This window comes from Bradyrhizobium betae (assembly GCF_050632175.1).
In the GTDB taxonomy this organism is placed as follows: Bacteria; Pseudomonadota; Alphaproteobacteria; order Rhizobiales; family Xanthobacteraceae; genus Bradyrhizobium; species Bradyrhizobium betae_B.
On record NZ_CP192576.1, the window covers coordinates 3,015,345 to 3,036,422 of the forward strand.

15 protein-coding genes and 2 pseudogenes are annotated in these 21,078 nt (G+C 65.5%); 3 read left to right on the top strand and 14 right to left on the bottom strand.

Going from position 1 to position 21,078, the window contains the following annotated elements; all coding sequences use genetic code 11:
• Window positions 1–36 precede the first annotated feature (36 nt).
• Window positions 37–1,404, bottom strand: a complete 1,368-nt coding sequence (locus ACQ86E_RS14580) for an MmgE/PrpD family protein (RefSeq protein WP_431205953.1) — start codon at window positions 1,402–1,404, stop codon at window positions 37–39.
• Window positions 1,405–1,522: 118 nt separating this feature from the next.
• Here ACQ86E_RS14580 and ACQ86E_RS14585 point away from each other — a divergent pair, with 118 nt between their 5' ends.
• A complete protein-coding gene (locus ACQ86E_RS14585) occupies window positions 1,523–2,638 on the top strand; it encodes an FUSC family protein (protein ID WP_431205954.1) in 1,116 nt (371 codons plus the stop codon).
• 1 nt (window position 2,639) lies between these two features.
• Here the strand turns inward: ACQ86E_RS14585 and ACQ86E_RS14590 are convergent, their stop codons facing one another.
• The 13 genes and pseudogenes from ACQ86E_RS14590 to rpsT form a co-directional block, all read right to left on the bottom strand.
• Window positions 2,640–3,290, bottom strand: a complete 651-nt coding sequence (locus ACQ86E_RS14590) for a 2-hydroxychromene-2-carboxylate isomerase (protein ID WP_431205955.1) — start codon at window positions 3,288–3,290, stop codon at window positions 2,640–2,642.
• A complete protein-coding gene (locus tag ACQ86E_RS14595; protein ID WP_431205956.1) occupies window positions 3,290–3,775 on the bottom strand; it encodes a DUF2867 domain-containing protein in 486 nt (161 codons plus the stop codon). The genes ACQ86E_RS14590 and ACQ86E_RS14595 overlap by 1 nt, the downstream gene beginning before the upstream one ends.
• Window positions 3,772–5,165: pseudogene (locus ACQ86E_RS14600) on the bottom strand (MATE family efflux transporter). Before ACQ86E_RS14600 ends, ACQ86E_RS14595 begins: the two are co-directional and overlap by 4 nt.
• Before the next feature lie 86 nt (window positions 5,166–5,251).
• The gene (murA, locus tag ACQ86E_RS14605; RefSeq protein WP_431205957.1) at window positions 5,252–6,547 is read right to left on the bottom strand and encodes a UDP-N-acetylglucosamine 1-carboxyvinyltransferase; all 1,296 of its coding nucleotides are present in this window, start codon (window positions 6,545–6,547) and stop codon (window positions 5,252–5,254) included.
• Window positions 6,548–6,659: 112 nt separating this feature from the next.
• Complete coding sequence (locus ACQ86E_RS14610) at window positions 6,660–7,127, bottom strand: hypothetical protein (RefSeq protein WP_431205958.1); 468 nt, start codon at window positions 7,125–7,127, stop codon at window positions 6,660–6,662.
• A 236-nt stretch (window positions 7,128–7,363) separates the two neighbouring features.
• Window positions 7,364–9,799: a DNA topoisomerase (ATP-hydrolyzing) subunit B gene (gene gyrB / locus ACQ86E_RS14615; protein ID WP_431205959.1), complete on the bottom strand. Its 2,436-nt coding sequence runs from the start codon at window positions 9,797–9,799 to the stop codon at window positions 7,364–7,366.
• Between the two features lie 281 nt (window positions 9,800–10,080).
• The gene (locus ACQ86E_RS14620; protein ID WP_431205960.1) at window positions 10,081–12,252 is read right to left on the bottom strand and encodes a hypothetical protein; all 2,172 of its coding nucleotides are present in this window, start codon (window positions 12,250–12,252) and stop codon (window positions 10,081–10,083) included.
• A gap of 108 nt (window positions 12,253–12,360) precedes the next feature.
• Window positions 12,361–13,104 carry a hypothetical protein gene (locus ACQ86E_RS14625; protein ID WP_431205961.1) on the bottom strand — a complete coding sequence of 248 codons (744 nt, stop codon included), beginning with the start codon at window positions 13,102–13,104 and terminating at the stop codon, window positions 12,361–12,363.
• 103 nt (window positions 13,105–13,207) lie between these two features.
• Window positions 13,208–14,348 (bottom strand): annotated as a pseudogene (gene recF / locus ACQ86E_RS14630) (DNA replication/repair protein RecF).
• Between the two features lie 88 nt (window positions 14,349–14,436).
• A complete protein-coding gene (locus tag ACQ86E_RS14635; protein ID WP_431206476.1) occupies window positions 14,437–14,802 on the bottom strand; it encodes an endonuclease domain-containing protein in 366 nt (121 codons plus the stop codon).
• 250 nt (window positions 14,803–15,052) lie between these two features.
• Complete coding sequence (dnaN, locus tag ACQ86E_RS14640) at window positions 15,053–16,171, bottom strand: DNA polymerase III subunit beta (RefSeq protein ID WP_375311975.1); 1,119 nt, start codon at window positions 16,169–16,171, stop codon at window positions 15,053–15,055.
• Window positions 16,172–16,436: 265 nt separating this feature from the next.
• Window positions 16,437–17,849, bottom strand: a complete 1,413-nt coding sequence (gene dnaA / locus ACQ86E_RS14645) for a chromosomal replication initiator protein DnaA (protein WP_431206477.1) — start codon at window positions 17,847–17,849, stop codon at window positions 16,437–16,439.
• A gap of 1,261 nt (window positions 17,850–19,110) precedes the next feature.
• Entirely contained in the window at window positions 19,111–19,377 is a 267-nt protein-coding gene (gene rpsT, locus ACQ86E_RS14650) for a 30S ribosomal protein S20 (RefSeq protein WP_431205962.1), read from the bottom strand.
• 402 nt (window positions 19,378–19,779) lie between these two features.
• On the opposite strand from rpsT, the gene ACQ86E_RS14655 reads away from it, so the two are divergent.
• A complete protein-coding gene (locus tag ACQ86E_RS14655; RefSeq protein ID WP_431205963.1) occupies window positions 19,780–20,097 on the top strand; it encodes a hypothetical protein in 318 nt (105 codons plus the stop codon).
• A gap of 185 nt (window positions 20,098–20,282) precedes the next feature.
• Window positions 20,283–20,939, top strand: a complete 657-nt coding sequence (gene msrA, locus ACQ86E_RS14660; RefSeq protein ID WP_431205964.1) for a peptide-methionine (S)-S-oxide reductase MsrA — start codon at window positions 20,283–20,285, stop codon at window positions 20,937–20,939.
• Window positions 20,940–21,078: the final 139 nt, after the last annotated feature.

Below are 21,078 nucleotides of genomic sequence, written 5' to 3' on the forward strand. Positions count from 1 at the left end.
TCCAGGGGAGGGTCAGCAGAGCATCCGGCAGTACGACTACCTTCCCAGCTCGGTCGCCTTCGCCACGCGATCGAACCGCTCCAGCGTCATGATCGCATCGGCAAACTTTTCCGCCCGCGCGTTCAGCACCGGGCGCGCCAGTGTCAGAAACTTCTGCTGCATCGCCTGTGCGTCGGGGAAGGAGGTGGGCTCGCCGGAGGGATCGGCGTAGAGCCGCTCATGCACGCCGTCGTCGGTGGTGATGCTGACGCGTGCGCCGAACGGATGGGTGCGGCCGACCTCGAGCCGGTCGTCCTGCACCACGTCGAACTTGTCGGCGAGCGCGTCGATCGCGGCATCGCCGAGCCGGTTGTAGTCGTCCCAGCCGAACGAGCCCTGGTCGAGCGCGAGCGCACCGGTGAAGAACATCGAGAACTGGCCGCCGACGATCGAGGTGGGATGGCGCTTGGTCGCGGCGTCGCCGGTCAGCGTGATGCCGTTGCGGTGCAGGCCGATCTCGACGCGCTTGACCTGGTCGGGTGTCAGATTGTGCTCGCGGCGCATCGCGATCAGCGCGTCGATCGCGGCGTGGGTGTAGCGGCAGCTCGGATACGGCTTCACGCCGATCTTCATCGTCTCATAGGTGTTGCCGAGCCCGGCGACCGCCTTGTCGGGATGCGGATCGTCGGTGTAGCCGGCGAGCAGGCCGTGCTTGCCTTCGACCGATTCGGCCGAGCCGACGAAATCGTTGCGCGCCAGCGTCGCGGCGATCACGCCGTTCATCGCGGCGGCGCCGACCTGGTAGCGCTTGTTCCAGGCGCCATTGACCAGGAATTGCAGCGAGCCCGCGGCCTGGCTGCCGGAGACGCCGAAGGCGGCGATGATCTGCTGCTCGGAGAGGCCGAACAGTTTGCCGGCCGCCGCGGCCGCGCCATAGGTGCCGGCGGTGGCGGTCGGGTGGAAGCCGCGCGCATAATGCGAGGTCGGATCGAGCGCGTTGCCGAGCCGGCAGCAGACTTCATAGCCCGCCACGATCGCGGTCAGCACGTCGCGGCCGGAAGCGCCGACCATCTCGCCGACGGCGAAGGCGGCCGGGACCACCGGCGCGCTCGGATGCAGCGAGGAATCGGCGTGGGTGTCGTCGAAATCGAGCGAATGGCCGAGCGCGCCGTTGAGCAGCGCTGCAACCGCCGGGGTCCAGGTCTTGCTGTCGCCGAACACGGTGGATTCGCCCTTGGTGTCGAGCGCGAGCGCCTCCAGCATCTTCAGGATCGACGGGGTCGATTCCGCCTCGCTGCGCGCCCGGATGGCGCTGCCGAGGAAATCGAGCGTCAGCACCTTGGCGCGATCCAGCACCTCCGCTGGAATATCGTCAAATTTCAGATTGAAGACGTAGGCGGCGAGCGTTGCGGTTTCGTTGGCCATCGTGTTTCCTCGTTTTGGCGCGCAAGTTAGGCGGGCTGATTTAGCCTTTCAAGCGGCCTTGGGGCCGCGGGCATCAGCCATGCTTTTGCCTGGCCCGGGAAGATCGGAACGTTTGACCATGGGACTCGCGGGAAAGCTGTTCGACCGGATCCGGTCACGGCGGACGCAATTGGGACTGGCGATCCGGGTCACCGTGGCGGCGACTGCGGCCTATGCCATCGCCACCGCGCTGCATCTGCTGTTGCCGCTCTGGGCGGTCCTGACCTCGCTGATCGTGACCCAGATGAGCGTCGGCCGCTCGCTGAAGGCGACGCGCGACTACATGCTCGGCACCATCGGTGGCGCCATCTATGGCGGCGCCATCGCGATCCTGATCCCTTATTCGAGCGAGGCTGGCCTGCTCGGCCTGCTGGTGCTCTCGGTCGCCCCGCTGGCCTTCATCGCAGCGATCAATCCGAGCCTCAGCGCGGCCACGGTGACGGCGGTGATCGTACTGCTGGTTCCGACCATGCACCACTCCGATCCCTTGACCTCGGCGATCGACCGGGTCAGCGAGGTCGGGGTCGGCGCCATCACGGGCTTGTTGGTCTCGTTTCTGGTGCTGCCTTCGCGCGCGGTGCGGCAGATCCGCGCCGCTGCGGCAAAGCTGCTCGAACTGATCGCCGACGCGTTCACCGAACTGCTCGCCGGCCTCACGCGCGGCCGCGACAACGACGCGCTGCACCGGATCCAGGACGGCATCGGCACGGCGATGGTCGGACTCAACGCGATCGGCGCCGAGGCCGAGCGCGAGCGCGCGGCGCGCCTGTCGGGCGGGCCGGATACCGGTCCGATGCTGCGCACCGTCCTGCGCCTGCGCCACGATGTCGTGATGATCGGCCGTGCCACCGTGGTGCCGCTGCCGGTGGATGTGCAGATGCGGCTCGCAGCTCCCTTGACGGAGGTCTCGACCGTGATCGCGCGCTTCCTGCGTTCGGCCGCTGTGGCGCTACGCGAGGGCGCCGGCGCGCCGCCGATTCATCCCGTTCACGTCGCACTCCAGCATTATGCCGAGGCGGTCGCCGCCGTGCGTCAGGACGGACTGATCCGCGGTCAGCCCGGCGACACCGCCGAACGCTTCTTCGCGATCGGTTTCTCGCTGGAGCAGATGCACCAGAATCTCTGCGATCTCGACCGCGTCGTCGGCGAATGGTCGGAGGCGGCGGCGGATGGTCCGGTGCGCAAAGCTGATTGAGCTACCGCTTGGTCAGGCCCTTAGCCATCATGCGCCAGACCAGGAGATCGATGCGGTCCTGGCCGAAGAACGGCTCGTTCTCGAATACGAAAGTCGGCACGCCCCAATGGCCTGATGCCGCGTGGTCCTTTTCGTTCTCCGCGATCACCTGCTCGTAGCGATCGGCGTCCGCGCCGATCGCGGCGTCCATCGCGGCGAGATCAAAGCCGGCCTTCTCGGCGGCGCGCGCGAGATGATCGCCCTCGTTCCATCCTGCCACCGACCCATCCCACAGCACGGGCGCGATCGCGGCGGTGAATGCGAGCGAGCGGCCGTCGAGCTGCGCCATCGCGCCGAGCCGGGTCAGGCGGTGGATGTAGGGTTGCTCGGCCGCGACATCGAGCGTCGTCATGTCCTGCACGATCGGATCAGGGCGCGGAAACCGGAAGGGAATGCCGGCGTGCTCGGCAACCCGGCGGCTATCCAGCACGATGTAGCGTGCGAATTGCGGACTGGCCTTCTTGAAGAAGCCAGGCACACGCACCGCGATCGGATAAACCGGCCGCAAATTCACCGTGAGATCGTACTCCTCGACGAGCTTGAGCGTTTTCGGGAGCGCCAGGTAGCTGTAGGGACTGCGGAAGGAATAGAACAGATCGACGGACAGCGCCATCAGGCCGGCTCCACGATGCGTCCCATCATGCTGCGCACCACGAGCTTGTGGAAGGGCATGATGAGGGTGAGATAAATGCGCCCGAGCAGATTGTTCGTCCGCACCAGCGTGGTCGACGTCACCTCACGGCTTGCCGCATCGCCTGAAATATCGACCACGATGCGGAAGTCGAGATGGGAATCGTCGAAACCGGCGACCAGCCGCTCCGGCGTCTCGCTCAGCACCGGAAACAGCCCGATCAGGCCGCCCGGGGCCGGCGCGCCTTCGCCCGATGTCTTCAATCCGAACGGGCTCACCAGGATATTGCGCAGGCGCAGCAGCGCATCGATCCAGCGCGGACCGTGCAGCACCATCCGTGTGCAGGCCTCGCGGGCATTCACGGCCGCTGCGCCGATCTCGACGCGAAACGCGTCGATGAACTGCGCGCCTGCCAGCACGGCACCGGCATCGACCTCAGGCGTGACTTCGCGGACTGTTCCGGTCATGCTGCCAATCTGCGCGTCAGCATCCGAAAGCGCAAGATCAGAAGGCCGGCATAGACGAACGTCCCGACCGAGAATCCGATCCAGACGCCGACCGCGCCGACATGGGCGTTGAATGCCAGTACCCAGCCGACCGGAAAGGCGATGCACCAATAGCCGATCGCCGCGAACACCAATGTCATCCTGGTGTCATTGATGCCGCGCAGCGCGCCGCCCACGATGGTCTGGAGGCCATCGGCGATGAAGAAGGTCGCACCGACCACCAGCAGTGTCGCCGTCAGCTCGACCGTTGCCGCGCTGGCCTCGCCAGAGCCGAAGAACAGCCGGCCCAGCCGGTAGCGGCCGAGGATGATGGCGATCGTCAGCGCGGAGACCAGCGCGATCCCGAGCAGAGCCGCGACAAGGCCGGCGCGCTTCACCGCGGCCGGGTCGTTGCGGCCGAACGCGTGGCCGACCCGCACCGTCGCGGCCATGCCGATGCCGAGCGGGACCATGAACAGCACGGCGGTGACCTGGAGCGCGATCTGATGCGCGGCGATCGCAGCGGTCGAGATCAAGCCCATCAACAGCGCGGCCGACGAGAACAGGCCATATTCCAGCAGCAGGGAGAACGAGATCGGCGCGCCGATGACGATGAGCCGGCGCATCAGCGGCCAGTCGATCCGCCACAGATCAGCGAGCGGGCGATAGTCCGCGAACGGCTTGCGCCATGCGGCGATGGCGAGTGTGGCGAGGAAGGTGCCGAGATTGACCAGCGTGGTCGCAAGCCCGGCGCCGAACAGGCCGAGCTCCGGCAGGCCGAACAGGCCGTGGATCAGGGCATAGACCAGCGCGGCATTGATGGGGATCGCCGCGACCGTGATCCACAGTGGCGCCTGCGGCCGGTTCACCGCGCTCATCATGCTGCGCAGCGCGATGAAGCCGAGCGCCGGCGCGATGCCCCAGGCCAGCCCGTTCAGATAGCGCTGGGCGAGCGCGGCGGACTGCGGCGCCTGGCCGAGCGCAAGCAGGATTTTTCGCCGTAGAGCGGCGACGCTATCATCGGCAACGAGATCAGGAACGAGACCCACAGGCCGACGCGCAAGGCGTGTCGAAGCCGTTTGACGTCGCCCGCGCCGAACGCCTGTGCGGCCAGCGGCGATACCGCGGTCACCAGCCCGAGCCCGAAGGTGAAGCTGACGAAATAGACCGTATGCGCCAGCGCGGCCGCCGCGACCGCGTCCTCACCGAGCCTGCCGATCATCGCGAGATCGGTCGTGATCATCGCGATCTGCCCGAGCTGTGTCAGCATCATCGGCACGGCCAGCCGCAGCGTCTCGACGAATTCTTCGGCGAGATGATTCGGCGGCGCGCCGGCTTGCGGCTGCGATTGCTGTTGGACGGTGTCGAGCATGGCGGACTCGTTAGCACGGCCGCGCGACGAAAACATGGCCCGTGCTTCTTCTCCCTCGCCCCGCTTGCGGGGAGAGGCGAAGAATCTCAGTTCTTGCGCTCCGGCACGCGCTTGATCCTCGCACCCAGCGCGTTCAGCCGTTCCTCGATGCGCTCGTAGCCGCGCTCGATCTGGTCGGCGTTGTTGATGGTGGAGGTGCCCTCGGCGCAGACGGCCGCGAGCAACATCGCCATGCCGGCGCGGATGTCGGGCGAGGTCATCGCTGCGCCGTGCAGGCGGCTCGGGCCTGCGATAATGGCGCGGTGCGGATCGCATAGCACGATGCGCGCGCCCATCGCGATCAGCTTGTCGACGAAGAACATCCGCGATTCGAACATCTTCTCGAACATCAGGATCACGCCTTCGCATTGCGTGGCGGTGACGATCGCGATCGACATCAGGTCGGCGGGGAAGGCGGGCCAGGGCTGGTCCTCCAGCTTCGGCACGTGGCCGCCGAAATCGTCCTGGATTTTCATCGTCTGGTTCGAGGGCACGATGAGATCGTCGCCTTCGATACGGCAGACGATGCCGAGCCGCTCGAAGCCCATGCGGATCGAGCGCAGATGCTCGACGCCCGCGCGCACGATGCGCAGCGGCGAGCGCGTCACGGCGGCAAGCCCGATCAGCGAGCCGACCTCGATATGGTCGGGCTGGATCCGGTAGGTGGTGCCGCCCAGCGTTGCCGGTCCGTGCACGATCATGGTGTTGGTACCGATGCCCTCGATCCTGGCGCCGAGCGCGACCAGGAAATTGGCGAGGTCCTGCACATGCGGCTCCGAGGCGGCGTTGCGCAAATAAGTGACGCCGTCGGCGGCCACTGCCGCGACCAGCGCGTTCTCGGTCGCGGTGACGCTCGGCTCGTCCAGGAACACGTCTGCGCCGGCGAGCCTGGCCGCGCGGAATTCGAGCCGGTCGGTCGCCGTGACCTTGGCCCCCAGCTGCTCGAGCGCGAGCACATGCGTGTCGAGGCGACGACGGCCGATGACGTCGCCGCCGGGCGGCGGCAGCATCACCTCGCCGCAGCGGGCGAGCAGCGGGCCTGCGAGCAGGATCGAGGCGCGGATGCGCACGCACAGCTCGGGATCGAGGTCGGCGGCGCGGATGCTCTTGGCGTGGATCTGAAGCGTATTGCGCGCGGTCCATTCCGCCGCCGCGCCGACCGAGCGGATCAGCTCGACCAGCGTCTCGGTGTCGCGGATCCGCGGCACGTTCTCCAGCGTCACCGGATGCTCGGTGAGCAGGGCGGCGGCGATGATCGGCAGCGCCGAATTCTTGTTGCCGGACGGCTCGATCGAGCCCGAGAGCCGGTGACCGCCCTCGACGATGTACTGGATGGGGGCCACGGGGTTCTCGCTGTCCTGTTGGTGGGCGGTTTCGGGCGGAAACTACAGAGATTTGAGCGCGGTAGCAATTGTGCTGGCCGCGCCGAGGCCGGCCCGTCAGGCCCTTTGAAGCCTAGAACAGCCCGATGATATTCCCCACCACATAGAGGATTGCGATCAGGATCAGCGCGCCGATCACGACGAAGGATATCTCGATCGCGATGGCGCCGGCGCCGAGCGTCGCGGCCACGGCGGCCAGGAGCCGTTCTTCCCGAAAGATCAGCGCGAGGACCGAGAGCAGGACGGCAAGCAGGCCGAGCGAGATCGCTGCGACTGATGCCGTCTCGCTCCAGCTTCGTCCGGCCGATTTCTCGACCTTTGGGGTCTGATACTCGACGCCCTTCACGCGCGCGATCACGCGGTCCCTGATGCGGTGCCCGGTGTCGACGATGACCTGATCAGCGGGCGGCGGCGGGAATACAATCGGCACGACCCAATGCGGCAACACAGCCGCCATCAGGGCCAATATGCCTACAATGCTGCCGATGATGCCGAGCCGGCGGGATGGCACGGTGGAAATGGTCGCGGACGAGCTGGACATGGCATGGCGCTTCCCGGCCGGAACTGGCCTGCGGGTTCATGCCGGTTCGTCGCGACGGCGGAAGGGGAGGTTCAGCGATACTGGGATCGGTCCAGCCGTCATGCCCGGGCTTGTCCCGGGCATCCACGTTCTTTGGTCCGCGGAGCAACGCGTGGATGGCCGGGACGTAAGCGGGCGAAGCGACGCCGTCCTTCGGACGGCTACGCCCGGCCATGACGCTGCGGGAGCGGCGAATCTCAGATATCGATCGTCGCGCTCAGCGAATGCTCCTGGATGAAGTCGCGGCGCGGTTCGACCACGTCGCCCATCAGCTTGGTGAAGATGTCGTCGGCCTCGTCGACCTCCTTGACCTTCACCTGCAGCAGCGAGCGCGCATTGGTGTCCAGCGTCGTTTCCCAGAGCTGCTCCGGGTTCATCTCGCCCAGTCCTTTGTAGCGCTGCAGGGTGACGCCCTTGCGGCCGGCGTCGGTGACGGCTTCGAACAGGTCGACCGGGCCGTAGACCATGTGTTCTGCGTCCTTGCGGCGCAGCTTGCCCGGGCGGGCATAAACGTCCTGGAGCTTCACCGTGTACTCGTCGAGCTTGCGGGCTTCGACCGAACCCAGGAAGGCGTCGTCGATGAGGGCGGCTTCCTTGACGCCGCGCACCGTGCGCTCGAACTGGAAGCCCTGGCCTTCGACGTATTGGCCGACCCAGCCGCGCTCGACCTCGTCGGCGAGCGTGTCGAGCCGGGCGGCGATGTATTGCGCGGCCGCCGCGGCTTTCTCCGGGTCGCCATAGATCGCCTTGTTGAGCACGCCGGTGATGGCGGCCTGCTCGATCACCTTGCGATTGTAGCGGGAGTGCAGGCTGCGCAGGATGCCGCGGACGGCCCGGGCGTCGTCGATCAGCGAACGCAGATCGCGGCCGGTGCGATCACCGCCGGTGCCCGGAATGTAGACGCAATCGTCGAGCCCGGTGTCGATCAGATAATCCTCGAGCGCCCGCTCGTCCTTGAGGTACTGCTCGGACTTGCCGCGGTTGACCTTATACAGCGGCGGCTGGGCGATATAGAGATAGCCGCCGTCGATGATCTGCCGCATCTGGCGGTAGAAGAAGGTCAGCAGCAGCGTACGGATGTGGGCGCCGTCGACGTCGGCGTCCGTCATCACGATGATCTTGTGGTAGCGCAGCTTCTCGATCGAGAACTCGTCGCCGATGCTGGTGCCGAGCGCGGTGATGAGCGTGCCGATCTGCTCGCTGCCCAGCATCTTGTCTGGACGCACGCGTTCGACGTTCAAGATCTTGCCGCGGAGCGGCAAGACGGCCTGGAATTCGCGGTTGCGGCCCTGCTTGGCGCTGCCGCCTGCCGAGTCGCCCTCGACGATGAACAGTTCGGATTTTTCCGGGTCCTTCTCCTGGCAGTCGGCGAGCTTGCCGGGCAGCGAGGAGACCGAGAGCGGGCTCTTGCGCGTCAGCTCGCGCGCCTTTCGCGCGGCTTCACGGGCGGCGGCGGCCTGGATCACCTTGCCGACGATCATCTTGGCCTCGGACGGGTGTTCCTCGAACCAGGCCTGGAGCGCTTCGTTGAGGACGTTCTCGACCACGGGGCGCACTTCCGAGGACACCAGCTTGTCCTTGGTCTGCGACGAGAACTTCGGATCGGGCACCTTCACCGACAGCACCGCGGTGAGGCCTTCGCGGCAGTCGTCGCCGGTCAGCGCGATCTTTTCCTTCTTGGCATGGGCCTCGGCATAACCGTTGACCTGGCGCGTCAGCGCGCCGCGGAAGCCGGCGAGATGGGTGCCGCCGTCACGTTGCGGGATGTTGTTGGTGAAGCACAGCACGTTTTCGTGGTAGCTGTCGTTCCACCACAGCGCGGCCTCGACGCCGATGCCGTTGGCTTCCGCGCGCACCATGATCGGTGCCGGCACGATCGCCTTCTTGTTGCGGTCGAGATATTTGACGAATTCCTCGACGCCGCCCGAATAGTGCATCTCCTCGCGCTTCTCGACCGCGTGACGCATGTCGGAGAGGGCGATGTTGACGCCGGAGTTGAGGAAGGCGAGCTCGCGCAGCCGGTGCTCCAGCGTCGCGAAATCGTATTCGATGTTCTTGAAAGTCTCGGTCGAAGCCTGGAACGTGACCTCGGTGCCGCGTCGGCCCGGCGCATCTCCGACCACCACCAGCGGTGCGACTGCATCGCCATGGGCGAATTCGATGTAGTGCTCCTTGTTGTCGCGCCAGATGCGCAAGCCGAGCTTGCTCGACAGCGCGTTGACGACGGAGACGCCGACGCCGTGCAGACCGCCGGAGACCTTGTAGGAATTCTGGTCGAACTTTCCGCCGGCATGGAGCTGGGTCATGATGACCTCGGCGGCCGAGATGCCTTCGCCCTTGTGGATGTCGACGGGAATGCCGCGGCCGTCGTCGCGCACGGTGACGGAATTGTCGGCATTGAGGATCACGTCGACGCGCGTGGCGTGGCCCGCGAGCGCTTCGTCGATCGCGTTGTCGACGACCTCGTAGACCATGTGGTGCAGGCCGGAGCCGTCGTCGGTGTCACCGATATACATGCCCGGGCGCTTGCGGACAGCATCGAGACCCTTGAGCACGCGGATCGATTCCGCCCCGTAATCGCTTGGATTTGAGGGCTCGTTTTCGGCAGGCGTCTGCCGAGCAGGTTCTGTCATGAGAGGCCTTCGAGATGTCGCCCGAATCAGCCGCGCAAAAGGCGCTGATTTGCAGGCTATTTGTGCCATGAAAGACAGCTTGCGCCTAGCGCAAAGTATCCTCCAGCAACCCTTTGATCAAATAGGGGTTTTTTGTCGGTTTTCAAGGCGTTTGGAGGCCGTTTTTGGGCGCCGCGAAAAGCGCGATTCTGCAGGGTTGTTCCGGGTCGCTCGAGGCGTGGATTTTGCGGGGCGGGCAGATGGCTCCGAGGCGCCTGAACCGCCTCGGAGGATGGACGGGTTCAGTACATCTGAAGCGGCAGGACGTCTCCGCTTGGACCCACCAAGAGGCCCCAGGCATCGCCAGCGGCGACCGTGAGAGTCTCGGTACGGGCCGGGCGTCCGGGCGTTCGCAGCGCATATTGGTAAGTGCCGGGCGGCAGGTCGAGCATCGGACCCTTCGGCGATTGCGGACCGCCGGCGCCGGCCGCGATCTTGACGGTCTGTTTGTTGATCGTCAGCGCAGCTTCCTTCGCCCCCATATTGCCAAGCATCAGCCTGGCCTGGCCGGGCTTCGGCATGATGTCCGCCTTGGTCGCGGCATCCGGATTCTTTTGCACCAGGCTGACCGTGGTCTCGCCCTTGGCGCGGCCGAGCTTGAGCGTGGCCGGCCCTTGCGGCGAGGTGAAGTCGATCTGCGTGCGCTCCGCGGACACGGCCGCACCGTCGGCCTTTTCCTGCCAGCCGAGCCTGGAAAGCTCCGAGCGGTAGAAAGCCAGGACATCGCCGAGCGGGGCCGGGATGCTGGCCGCCAGCTCGCGGCGGAACGGAGTCTCGCTGCCTGGCAGTTTCGTCGTGGCAAGCGAGGTCGACGAGCGCTGTGTCGGCACGGGGAGTTGGGATTCGCTGTCGGGCTTGAGCGGCTCGGAGGACTTCGCCTCGGAAGATCCGGCCTGCACCTCGGGAGCGGCCACGGGCTTGGCGGCAGCCACCATAAGGCCGGAACCGTTGGCGCGGACATTCACCTTCGGGCCCATCTGCATCACGGTCATCGAGATCGACTTGCCGCTTCTGGAAAACTCCATCATCGCCATGTTGGGCTGGTTGATGACGGAGGGCTGCTCTTTCCAGCCTGCGGGCTTCAGCGCCGCGCGATAGAACGCGGTGAGCGCCTTCACACTCGATGTGGATGAGAATTCCAGTTGGCCGTCGTTGCCTTCGAACTTCACGCCCTCGGCATTTTCGGGCAGCGGCACCGGCGTCCTGCTGTCGGCGAGCGGATTGAGCGGCGTATCGGACAGCGCCGCCGCCTGCACCTTGCGCCTCGCTTCGTCGGCGGCGATCATCTGCCTGGCGACGGACGTGACATCGCTGAAGAATCTGTCGTCGGCTTCCTTCTTCGCCCTGGCGCGGGCGGCAAGGGCCGATTCCTTCACCTGAGCGATCAGGCTGATCATGGTGAAATCATACTTGCGGCCGAGCCGCAGCAAGCCGGTTTCCTCTGCCGTGGAGATCCTGATCGCCGCGTCGTCGCCGGGCGCGAGCGGCGCGTTTCCATCCTCTTGCCAGCCGCGCGCAGCGAGCTCGCGACGATAAAAGGCGAGCACGGCAGGCAGCTCGGCCGTGGCAGCAGCGGTCATCTCGCGCTTGTTGGAGCTGGCGCCGCCCAGGCCTGCTGCGCGTCTTGTGGCGTTCGGCCGGGGCAGGCCGGCGATATCGCTGTCGGCCTTGAGATCGACGGGAAGCGCGAAGGGCGCGACCCTGATGTCGACATTGGTCCGGCCGTCGTCGCGGCGCGTCAGCGTCAGCATGATGGGCTTCTGCTTGTAGAAGCCGCCGGCCGCGTCGTCGGCATGGTCGTAGAACGCGCGCACGCCGTTCGGAACGGTCTCGCCAAGGCCGGCATTGGTCCAGCCTGCGGCCGCCTCGGGCGTGAGTTTCCGCCAGCCGATCGCATTCATCTGGCTGGTGTAGAAATCCGATGTCGCATCGAGCGCCGCAGGGGCGATGCAGCCGAGATAGGGCCGGGTGCCGTCGAACACGATGTCGCTGGCGCCTTCGGGAAACGGCACGTTGGAATAGATGCGGTCGCTCGTGTAATTGACCACGGACTGGTCGGGCCGGCCGGGCGCCTGCGTGAAATGAACCGAAAGGCCCTGCCGTCCCTTCTTGAATTTCAGCGTGGTGCTGGTCTCCTCCAGCGGCATCACATATGGCACCCATCCGTTGGCGCTCAGGAGCTTTCGTACCGAAGGCAAGGTCGCTGCAGCCGGCGTCGGCACGCGATATTCGACCCGGTAGGGATCGGGACGCGAGGTGTCTTCCACTGCGCCCTCGAGCTGCGGCAGCGCGTGGACGTCGGCGATGCCCCCGTCGGCAGCCGCCGCGATCGGGCAGCTCGCCGTCAGGAAGAGGCCGCACACAAGCAGCCGCCAGCGTGCCGGGACTTGCGTCCCGCGCGGGATCATCGGCATCGTCAAAGCTCCTGGATTTCGCGCGGGTCGTCATGCCTCGCGCAATTGCGGGCCGCGACACCGTCGGCGCGGCCTCGAACGAGAAGTCGCGGCAGAAACCCGTGAGGTTCAATACAGCTGGAGCGGCGACCATGCCTCGCCGCCGCGCCCGACCGTGAGCTCCCAGGCGTCACCGGCGGCGAAGGTGAGGATGTTCGTGGTGACCGCATGGCCTGGCACGCTCAGTTCGTAGGTATATTGGCCGGGCGGCAGATCCAGCGCCACTGCGTTGGCGCCGCCCGCGCGCCGGATGGTGCGCCCGTAGATCGTGAGCGCCGCTTCGGTCTCGCCGATATTGCTGAACACCACTTTGGCCTGGCCCGGCTCGGGCATGACGTTCGCCCTGGTCGCCGTATCGGCGTTCTTCTGCACGAGATTGACCATTGTGCTGTCGTCCTTGCGGCGCAGCTCCAGTGCCGCCGGCCCCAGCGGGGAGGCGAAGGCGAGCTGCACGCGATCGGCGGCGATCACCGCGCCATCCGGCTTTTCCTGCCAGCCGAGCTTGCCGAGCTCGGTGCGGTAGAAGGCGAGCACGTCACTGATCCCTGCGGGCACGGTGGCGTCGAGCCTGGTGCGCAGCGGCGCCTCGAAGCCGCTCGCCACCGTGGTGTGGATTCCTCTGTAGCTGAAACGGGTCGGTGCGGGCAGCCTGGCGTCGGGATCCGGCGTGAGCCCGGTCGAAAACAGCTCCGATAGATGCGGCACCCAGGCGCCGGCGCTGGCGGCGAGCGTGCAGCTCGCGAGCAGGACAAGGCCGCACGCAAACGCCAGCCATCGTGCCGAGGCTTGCGCCCCGGGCGTTACCGTCCGCATCTCACTCTCCAGGGATATCGCGCGTCATGTCATCGCGACTGCAGAGGCTGCGACAGCATCGGCGCGGCCTCTGGCAACTAGTCGTGAGGAGAATGAGGCAGGTTCAAGGACGGCGGTTGGAGACCCGTCCGCTCTCGACGTCAAAGATCTCGCCTCCGGCGCCGATTTCGGCGAAGGCTGCCGGGTCCGCGCCGGTCAGCCACACCTGTGCGCCGAGCTTGCGCAGCTCGTCGAACAGCGCAGCGCGCCGGTTCGGATCGAGATGGGCAACGACCTCATCGAGCAGCAGCAGTGGCACGATGCCGGTCATCTCCGCGACCAGTGTCGCATGCGCCAGCACGAGACCGATCAGCAGCGCTTTCTGCTCGCCGGTCGAGGCGTCGCGCGCCGGCATGCTCTTGGGTGCGTAGATCACCTGGAGGTCGGTGAGGTGCGGGCCGTCGGTGGTGCGGCCGGCGATCGCGTCGCGCGGACGGTTGTCGCGCAGGATCTGGCGGTAGCGGTCCTCGACCGACGTCGCGGTCTCCTGAAGCAGCGCGTTCTCCATCCAGCCGTCGAGCGCGATCTGCGCCGACGGAAACGCGGAAGCCTGCGCGCGCGCATTGAGCATGCCGGTCAGCCGCGCCGCGGTCTGGCCACGCGTCGCCGCGACGGCGACCGCGAGCTCGGCGGTCTCGCGCTCGATCGCGTCACACCAATGGTCGTCGTAATTGCGCGTCTCGAGCAGGCGGTTGCGCGAGCGCAGGGAGCGCTCGAGCCGCGGAGATCCGGCTGGAATGCTCGCTGTCGATGGCGAGCACCAGGCGATCGAAGAAGCGCCGCCGCTCGGAGCCTGCGCCCATGAACAGCCCGTCCATCGCCGGCGTCAGCCACACCATGCGGATATGGTCTCCGAAGGCCGTGGCCGAATTGACCGGCTCGCGGTCGATGCGGCAGCGCCGGCTCACCGCGGCGTCCGCCCGCGGCGGATCGATGCCGGTGCCGAGCGTGGCCAGGCCCAATGCGCCTTCGACCTGCGCGGAGACCGCCCAGGAGCCGTCGCCCTGGTTGTCGGCGACGTCTTCCAGCGTGGCGCGCCGCAGGCCACGGCCCGGCGACAGGAACGAGATCGCCTCGATGCAATTGGTCTTGCCCGCCCCGTTCGGCCCGACCAGCGCCACCATGTCAGCCGCCGTCTCGAGCCCCGCCGCCCGGTAATTGCGAAAATGCGTCAGCGTCAGGCGATGAATGCGGGAGGGGGTCATCAGTTATTCGTTATGGCGCGATTCTTCCCCTCTCCCCTTGTGGGAGAGGGTGGCGCCTCACGAAGTGAGGCGACGGGTGAGGGGTATCTTACTGCCCGGCGAGCTTTGCAAGGATGTCCTCCAGGACGGAAGAGGGGTGCTGCAGCACGTCATTGTTCCAGTAGCGGGCTATCGAGAAACCTTCCGCGGAAATTGCGGTGTCCCGAATTGCATCACGTTGCGATTCCGCGTGCTGACTTCCGTCGATCTCGATCACGAGACGTTTATCGAAGCAGACGAAGTCGAGAATGTAGTTCCCGATTGGCACCTGCCGGCGAAACTTGTAGGCGGATAGCCGACGATCCCTCAACAAACGCCATATGGCCGCTTCCGCATCTGTCGGTTCGCGCCGCATGTTCTTCGCAAATTGGCGAAGGTGCTTGGCGGTCGGCCGATGATGCGGGTCTTGCGGCATCGGCGTCATTCCGAATGCCGGTGGGGCGCGGTGCCTCTACCCTCTCCCCTTGCGGGAGAGGGTGCCGACGCGAAACGGCGGCGGGTGAGGGGTTGTCTCCGCGGTGAAGGTGCCGCGAGAGGACCCCTCACCCAAGCGAGGTTTTGGCTACTCGCGGAGCTGCCCTCTCCCGCAAGGGGAGAGGGCACGATAACGCGCATCGCACCGAGCTCTTGAGAGATAGCGGAATGTCCGCGAGGGAGCACGTCCCTCACACCCGCATCGGCATCAGCACGTACAGCGCGCTCTTGTCGTCGCGGTCCTGCACCAGCGTGGGCGAGCCGGGGTCGGCGAGCCTCAGCGTTGCGACGTCGCCTTCGATCTGGGCGGCGATGTCGAGCAGGTAGCGGGAGTTGAAGCCGATATCGAGGGCGTCGGAGGCGTATTCGACCTCGAGCTCTTCGGTGGCGCTGCCGGAATCCGGGTTGGTCACCGACAGTACCAGCTTGCCCGGCGACAGCGACAGCTTCACCGCCCGCCCGCGCTCGCTGGAGATCGTGGAAACGCGGTCGACCGCGTTCTCGAAATCCTTCTTGTCGACGACGAGCTCCTTGTCGTTGCCCTGCGGGATGACGCGGCCATAATCGGGGAAGGTGCCGTCGATCAGCTTCGAGGTCAGCACCACATTGCCGATGGTGAAGCGGATCTTGGCCTGCGACAGCTCGATCGTGACCTCGGCCTCGGCATCCTCGATCAGGCGCTGCACCTCGCCGACGGTCTTGCGTGGCACGATCACGCCCGGCATGCCGTCGGCGCCCTTGGGCTGGACCAGGTCGAGCTGGGCGAGGCGGTGACCGTCGGTGGCGACGCCGCGCAGGGTGGCGGCCGTCGGCGTGCCGGCGGCGTGCAGATAGATGCCGTTGAGATAGTAGCGCGTCTCTTCGGTCGAGATCGCGAACTGGGTGCGGTCGATCAGCCGCTTGACGTCCTTGGCGGCGAGGTTGAACGAATGCGACATGTCGCCGGCGGCGAGATCCGGGAAGTCATTCTCCGGCAGGGTCTGCAGCGTGAAGCGCGAGCGGCCGGCGCGGATCGCCAGCACGGCGCGGTCGCCGTCGGCCTCCAGCACGATCTGCGATCCATCAGGCAGCTTGCGCACGATGTCATAGAACATGTGCGCCGGCACGGTGGTGGAGCCGGCGGTCGCGGTCTCCGCAGGCAGTGTCTCCGTCACCTCGAGGTCGAGGTCGGTCGCCTTCAGCGACAGCTTCGTGTTCTCGGCGCGGACCAGCACGTTGCCGAGGATCGGGATCGTGTTCCGGCGCTCGACCACGCGGTGGACATGACCCAGCGACTTCAGGAGTTGCGCGCGCTCGACCGTAACCTTCATTGCACTACTCGCCCGATCCCCAAGAAAACCTAGTGAAAACTCAGTGTTGAAAACCGGACGCCGAAAGCGCCGCGGCACCGAAAGACCCCGACAGACCGGGGCATCCAGTCGATATGACCAAAGCCGTCAGGGTCGCGCAAGGTGGCGCGGAAAGCCATCCGTTTCAAGGGATTGCAGGGCAGTTCCCCACGATTTACCGGCAGAAATAAAGACCGCCGCCCAGGCATGGCCGGGGCGGCGGGAGAATGGCAGCAGCACCAGGCGTTTATTCCTGAAGCTGGCGCTTCAGCGCCTCGACCTCGTCTGACAGCGCGGTGTCCTTGGAGACCAGTGCCTCGATCTTGCGCACGGCGTGCAGAACCGTGGTGTGGTCGCGCCCGCCGAAGCGGCGGCCGATCTCGGGGAGCGAACGCAGGGTCAGGGTCTTGGCGAGGTACATCGCCACCTGGCGCGGACGGACCACGTTGGCGGTGCGGCGCGAGGACAACAGGTCGGAGCGGCTGACATTATACTGCCGCGCCACCACGCGCTGGATGTCCTCGATCTTGATCCGCTTCGGCTCCTGCGGGCGGATCAGGTCGCGCACCTCGTGCTCGGCCATCTCCAGCGTCACCGGCCGGTTGTTGAGTTTCGAATGCGCCAGCAGGCGATTGATCGCGCCTTCCAGATCCCTGCCGTTATGGGTGATGGCGCGGGCCAGATAGGTCAGCACCTCCTCGGGCACCTCGAACGTCGCATGATGGGCGCGAGCCGCCGCGACGCGCGACTTGAGAATGCCGTGCCGCAGCTCTTCGCCGAGCGAGCCCATCTCGACCACGAGGCCGCCGGCCAGCCGCGAGCGCACGCGATCGTCGAGGCTTTCGAGATCGGACGGCGGCCGATCGGCCGCGATCACGACCTGGCGGCCGGCGTCGATCAACGCATTCAGCGTGTGACAGAACTCGGCCTGCGTCGACTTGCCCTGCAGGAACTGCAGATCGTCGATGACGAGCACGTCGATGCCGCGCAGCGCTTCCTTGAAGGCGAGCGCCGTCTGCGTCTTCAGCGCGGCGACGAAGCCGTACATGAATTTTTCCGCGGTCAGGTACAGCACCTTGCGCTCGTTGCCCGAATTGCCGGACCAGGTCACCGCCTGAAGCAGATGCGTCTTGCCGAGGCCGACGCCTGCATGAATGTAGAGCGGGTTGAACATGACGGGGTCGCCGCGGCGGCCCTCGGCAACCTGACGCGCGGCGGCATGCGCCAGCGTGTTGGAGCGGCCGACGACGAAGCTCGCAAAGGTCAGGCGCGGGTCGAGCGGCGAGCCGCCGAGCGCATCATGATTGGCCGAGACCGGTGCGGTCGCGGTCGAGCGCAGCTCGGCGGCGGGCGCGCGGCGCGTCTCGACCGGCGCGGGCGCTTCCTTTGCCTGAACGACCGGGCGCACTGCGGTGCGAACGGTGAGATCGATGCGATGCACCTCCGGCATCTCGGCCTGCCAGCACGACAGCACGCGCTCGGCATAATGAGCCTGGATCCAGCTCTTCAGGAAGCGCGTCGGAACCGAGAGCCGCACGCTCTCCTCCTGCACGCCTTCCAGATCCATGCGGGCGAACCAGCTCGTATAGACGTCTTCGCCGACGTTCGAGCGCAGCCGGCTCTTCACGCGTGACCAGCGATCCTGTTCCGATGTCGTCATCATTTGAAAACTTTTGCTGAGAGATAAAGTTGCGTTGTGAGCGCCATGCAGAGTTCCTGCCATCAGGGTTTCTGTCATGGCGCGACCTCAAAGCGAGTCCATCATCAGGCATGGCTCGACCGTTCGGCGAGAACGCCGCGTCCGATCAGCGATGTCAGAGATGGAGGGGTCGCGAGGTCAGCGCGTACTCGGCGCTCCGTCACACGCGGGAGGCTGGGTGTCCGACGGAGTTAGAACGGCATCGTTGGAACATGAGACTTGTTTCAATACCGCGTTGAGTCCGTAAGACATGATACCTCCCCGTCCTGCCGTGATTGCTCACGGCAAGGTCCTGCGTGTCCTGAAGACAACTGCGACCAACGTCGCCGATGTCCTGCCCGTCTGTACTGTTCGTCCGCCCGGCTACGCCATCAGTCGTGTCGGGGTAGCTTCATGACGTCTCTCATTTGCGCTTGGCGCGAGCGAGATCGAGAAATCCCGCTTGGAGACATTCAGACAAAGAACTACCATTCCCACATTGCTGTGGGTTTTGAACCGACAATCGCTTGTTGAAGCGTCGCCTACGTGCACACCGCCGCCGATTTGCACGCTCGCCCCGTTTTCTAAAACCGCGCTGGTCTCAAGATCGTGGGCGCTGCGGACGACCTAAGGAATACACTATGCGGAAAGACTCGCAACGGAATTGATTCACACTTGATCGATCAAAAAACTTGACCAGCGTTAACGCCGCGCGGGAGTTGTGCACAGGCTGGCGAGCAAGAGTTTGAATCCGTGCACAGATTCGAAAGCGCGGCGCGTCATGTGACAATTCTCCGTCGCCGCTAAAAATTTTTCACAAAAACGTCGCGCGCGCGACGCGCGGGCGAATTTTCCAAATGCTTGTCGGTGCTATGTCGATAAGTTGTTAGCGAGACATCGTTTTTTGAGTCTCGTTTCACAGGGTAACCCGACGAGAAACATGTTCCGGGAAAACTACGGTGTGCAGAACTCGGTGCGCACGCAAATGCGAGTTAGCCCCGCCCCGCAAGGGTTTTTCGCAGCGCGGTGAGAGTTTCCGCTGTTGCAAAAACATCGGCAGGTAAAATTACGGAAAGCACCATAGTGCTGACGATGCAAATCGTCCAAGCAAAGAATGGACGTCGCGTGACTGCTTGCGTGAATATGGCAGACAACAAAAAGCCCGGCGTGAAGCCGGGCTGATTGACGAGCGCGATGTCGTATGGGCTCAACCGATCGGATGAGCCGACCGAACGGCGCGACGTTACTTCGCGAGCTTGGCGATCTGCGCGGTGAGGCGCGAGACTTTGCGGCTGGCGTTATTCTTGTGAATGATGTTGCGCTGGGCGGCGCGCATCAGGGCCGGCTCGGCATTCGCCATCGCCTGCGTGGCGGCGGCGCGATCGCCGGTCTTGATGGCTTCTTCGACGGTGCGCACGACGCCGCGCATCTGGGTGCGGCGCGACTTGTTGACGGCAGTGCGGCGGGCGATCTTGCGCGTCGCTTTCTTGGCGGAGGTTGTATTGGCCATGGTCTCTATATCCTTTGCGGTACCGGTCGCGTCTTGTTCGGGTAGCGCCGGCTGCTTGACCGCTTGATCGACGCTCGGATTTAGGGTGTTCGATTGCTGGGCTGTTCCCGGAACATGAGCGACAGCCTTGCGGGCCGTCTCTGAGACTCCAGAGAGCCGTTAAAAGCTCAAGGCGCCTGCAACTGCTCAAAGAACAGCGGCGGCAGGATTGCGCCCACCGCCAGTTGGCGCCCTTATAGAGAGGGTCTGTGGCACCGTCAACGCTTTCCCGGCCCGGAAACGGGCCTTGAGCGCCGAGAGGCGTGCCGTAACGCACTGAAGAGGTTGAATTTCTGCCGTCTCCCGGTTATTGGCTGGCGGAGTTTGGGGGTCGTCCGATCGGACGACCGTGTGGGGTGAGGCATGATCCGCGGCTTTTTCCGACTGATTGGGCTGCTGCTGCTCGCCGGCGGCTTCATCTTCATGGTCTATGACGGCGCTCGCTGGGTGGCCGACCAGACCCTGCGGTTCACCCGGTTCGGCCAGTTCTGGAATGACATCAATCAGGCCAGCCAGACGGCGTTCCGGACCTGGGTCGAGGCCAAGGCGCCTTGGCTCTGGACCTCGGTGATCCGCCTGGTGCTGGATCAGCCGGTCTTCGCCGTCCTTGGCATTCTGGGCATCCTCCTGATGGTCCTGTTCCGCCCGCGCAAGCCGCTGATCGGCTATTCCCGGGATTGATCCTCAATTCCCGCCGGGATTGATCTTTCAATTTCCGCGACTGAGCTTTCGCGCTGGCGGCGGCGTAACGGGGCTGCCGCTTCGCGCGTAAAGACCTATATTCCCACTTGATCGCGAGCACGCCGTCTGAGCCCTTCTTCTTGGATTGGCTCAAGCGACGAACAGCTCGTTGCGGAGGCCCAATCATGTTGTTCATGCGCAAGACCACCGCATTGCCGAGCGCAACTGAGGCGCTGCCCGGCCGTGCGCAAGCCATTCCGACCGCGACCACCCATTTCGTCAACGGAGCCAAGTTGCAGCCGCCTTACCCCGCCGGCCTCGAGCAGGCCGTGTTCGGGCTCGGCTGCTTCTGGGGCGCCGAGCGCAAGTTCTGGGAACTCGGCGATGGCATTTACACGACCGCCGTTGGCTATGCCGGCGGCCACACGCCGAACCCGACCTATGAAGAGACCTGCTCGGGGCGCACCGGCCACACCGAAGTGGTGCTGGTCGTGTTCGATCCGAAGAAGATCTCCTACGACAGATTGTTGAAGACGTTCTGGGAGAGTCACAACCCGACGCAGGGCATGCGCCAGGGCAACGACGTCGGCACGCAATACCGAAGCGCGATCTACACGCATTCCGATGCGCAGAAGAAGGCGGCCGACGAGTCCAGGGCGCTCTACCAGAAGGCGCTTGCCGCCAAGGGTCTCGGCGCCATCACCACCGAGATCGCGCCCGCCGGCGAATTCTATTTCGCCGAGGATTACCATCAGCAATATCTGGCGAAGAATCCCGCCGGCTATTGCGGGCTCGGCGGCACGGGCGTGTCCTGTCCGATCGGCGCGGGCGTGAGCGCGTAAGGCAGTCCCTAGTCATGGCCGGGCTTGTCCCGGCCATCCACGTTCTTGGTGCCGCGAGGGAAGACCGTGGATGCCCGGGACAAGCCCGGGCATGACGGAGTGTGCGGCTGATCTCGCGTCGGCCTCTTCGCCCTAGGCC

Excerpts from the sequence above, each read along its gene's own strand:
- ACQ86E_RS14580 (WP_431205953.1), bottom strand. The coding sequence starts at position 1,404 with ATGGCCAACGAAACCGCAACGCTCGCCGCCTACGTCTTCAATCTGAAA.
- ACQ86E_RS14585 (WP_431205954.1), top strand. The coding sequence starts at position 1,523 with ATGGGACTCGCGGGAAAGCTGTTCGACCGGATCCGGTCACGGCGGACG.
- ACQ86E_RS14590 (WP_431205955.1), bottom strand. The coding sequence starts at position 3,290 with ATGGCGCTGTCCGTCGATCTGTTCTATTCCTTCCGCAGTCCCTACAGC.
- ACQ86E_RS14595 (WP_431205956.1), bottom strand. The coding sequence starts at position 3,775 with ATGACCGGAACAGTCCGCGAAGTCACGCCTGAGGTCGATGCCGGTGCC.
- ACQ86E_RS14610 (WP_431205958.1), bottom strand. The coding sequence starts at position 7,127 with ATGTCCAGCTCGTCCGCGACCATTTCCACCGTGCCATCCCGCCGGCTC.
- gyrB (WP_431205959.1), bottom strand. The coding sequence starts at position 9,799 with ATGACAGAACCTGCTCGGCAGACGCCTGCCGAAAACGAGCCCTCAAAT.
- ACQ86E_RS14620 (WP_431205960.1), bottom strand. The coding sequence starts at position 12,252 with ATGCCGATGATCCCGCGCGGGACGCAAGTCCCGGCACGCTGGCGGCTG.
- ACQ86E_RS14625 (WP_431205961.1), bottom strand. The coding sequence starts at position 13,104 with ATGCGGACGGTAACGCCCGGGGCGCAAGCCTCGGCACGATGGCTGGCG.
- ACQ86E_RS14635 (WP_431206476.1), bottom strand. The coding sequence starts at position 14,802 with ATGCCGCAAGACCCGCATCATCGGCCGACCGCCAAGCACCTTCGCCAA.
- dnaN (WP_375311975.1), bottom strand. The coding sequence starts at position 16,171 with ATGAAGGTTACGGTCGAGCGCGCGCAACTCCTGAAGTCGCTGGGTCAT.
- dnaA (WP_431206477.1), bottom strand. The coding sequence starts at position 17,849 with ATGACGACATCGGAACAGGATCGCTGGTCACGCGTGAAGAGCCGGCTG.
- rpsT (WP_431205962.1), bottom strand. The coding sequence starts at position 19,377 with ATGGCCAATACAACCTCCGCCAAGAAAGCGACGCGCAAGATCGCCCGC.
- ACQ86E_RS14655 (WP_431205963.1), top strand. The coding sequence starts at position 19,780 with ATGATCCGCGGCTTTTTCCGACTGATTGGGCTGCTGCTGCTCGCCGGC.
- msrA (WP_431205964.1), top strand. The coding sequence starts at position 20,283 with ATGTTGTTCATGCGCAAGACCACCGCATTGCCGAGCGCAACTGAGGCG.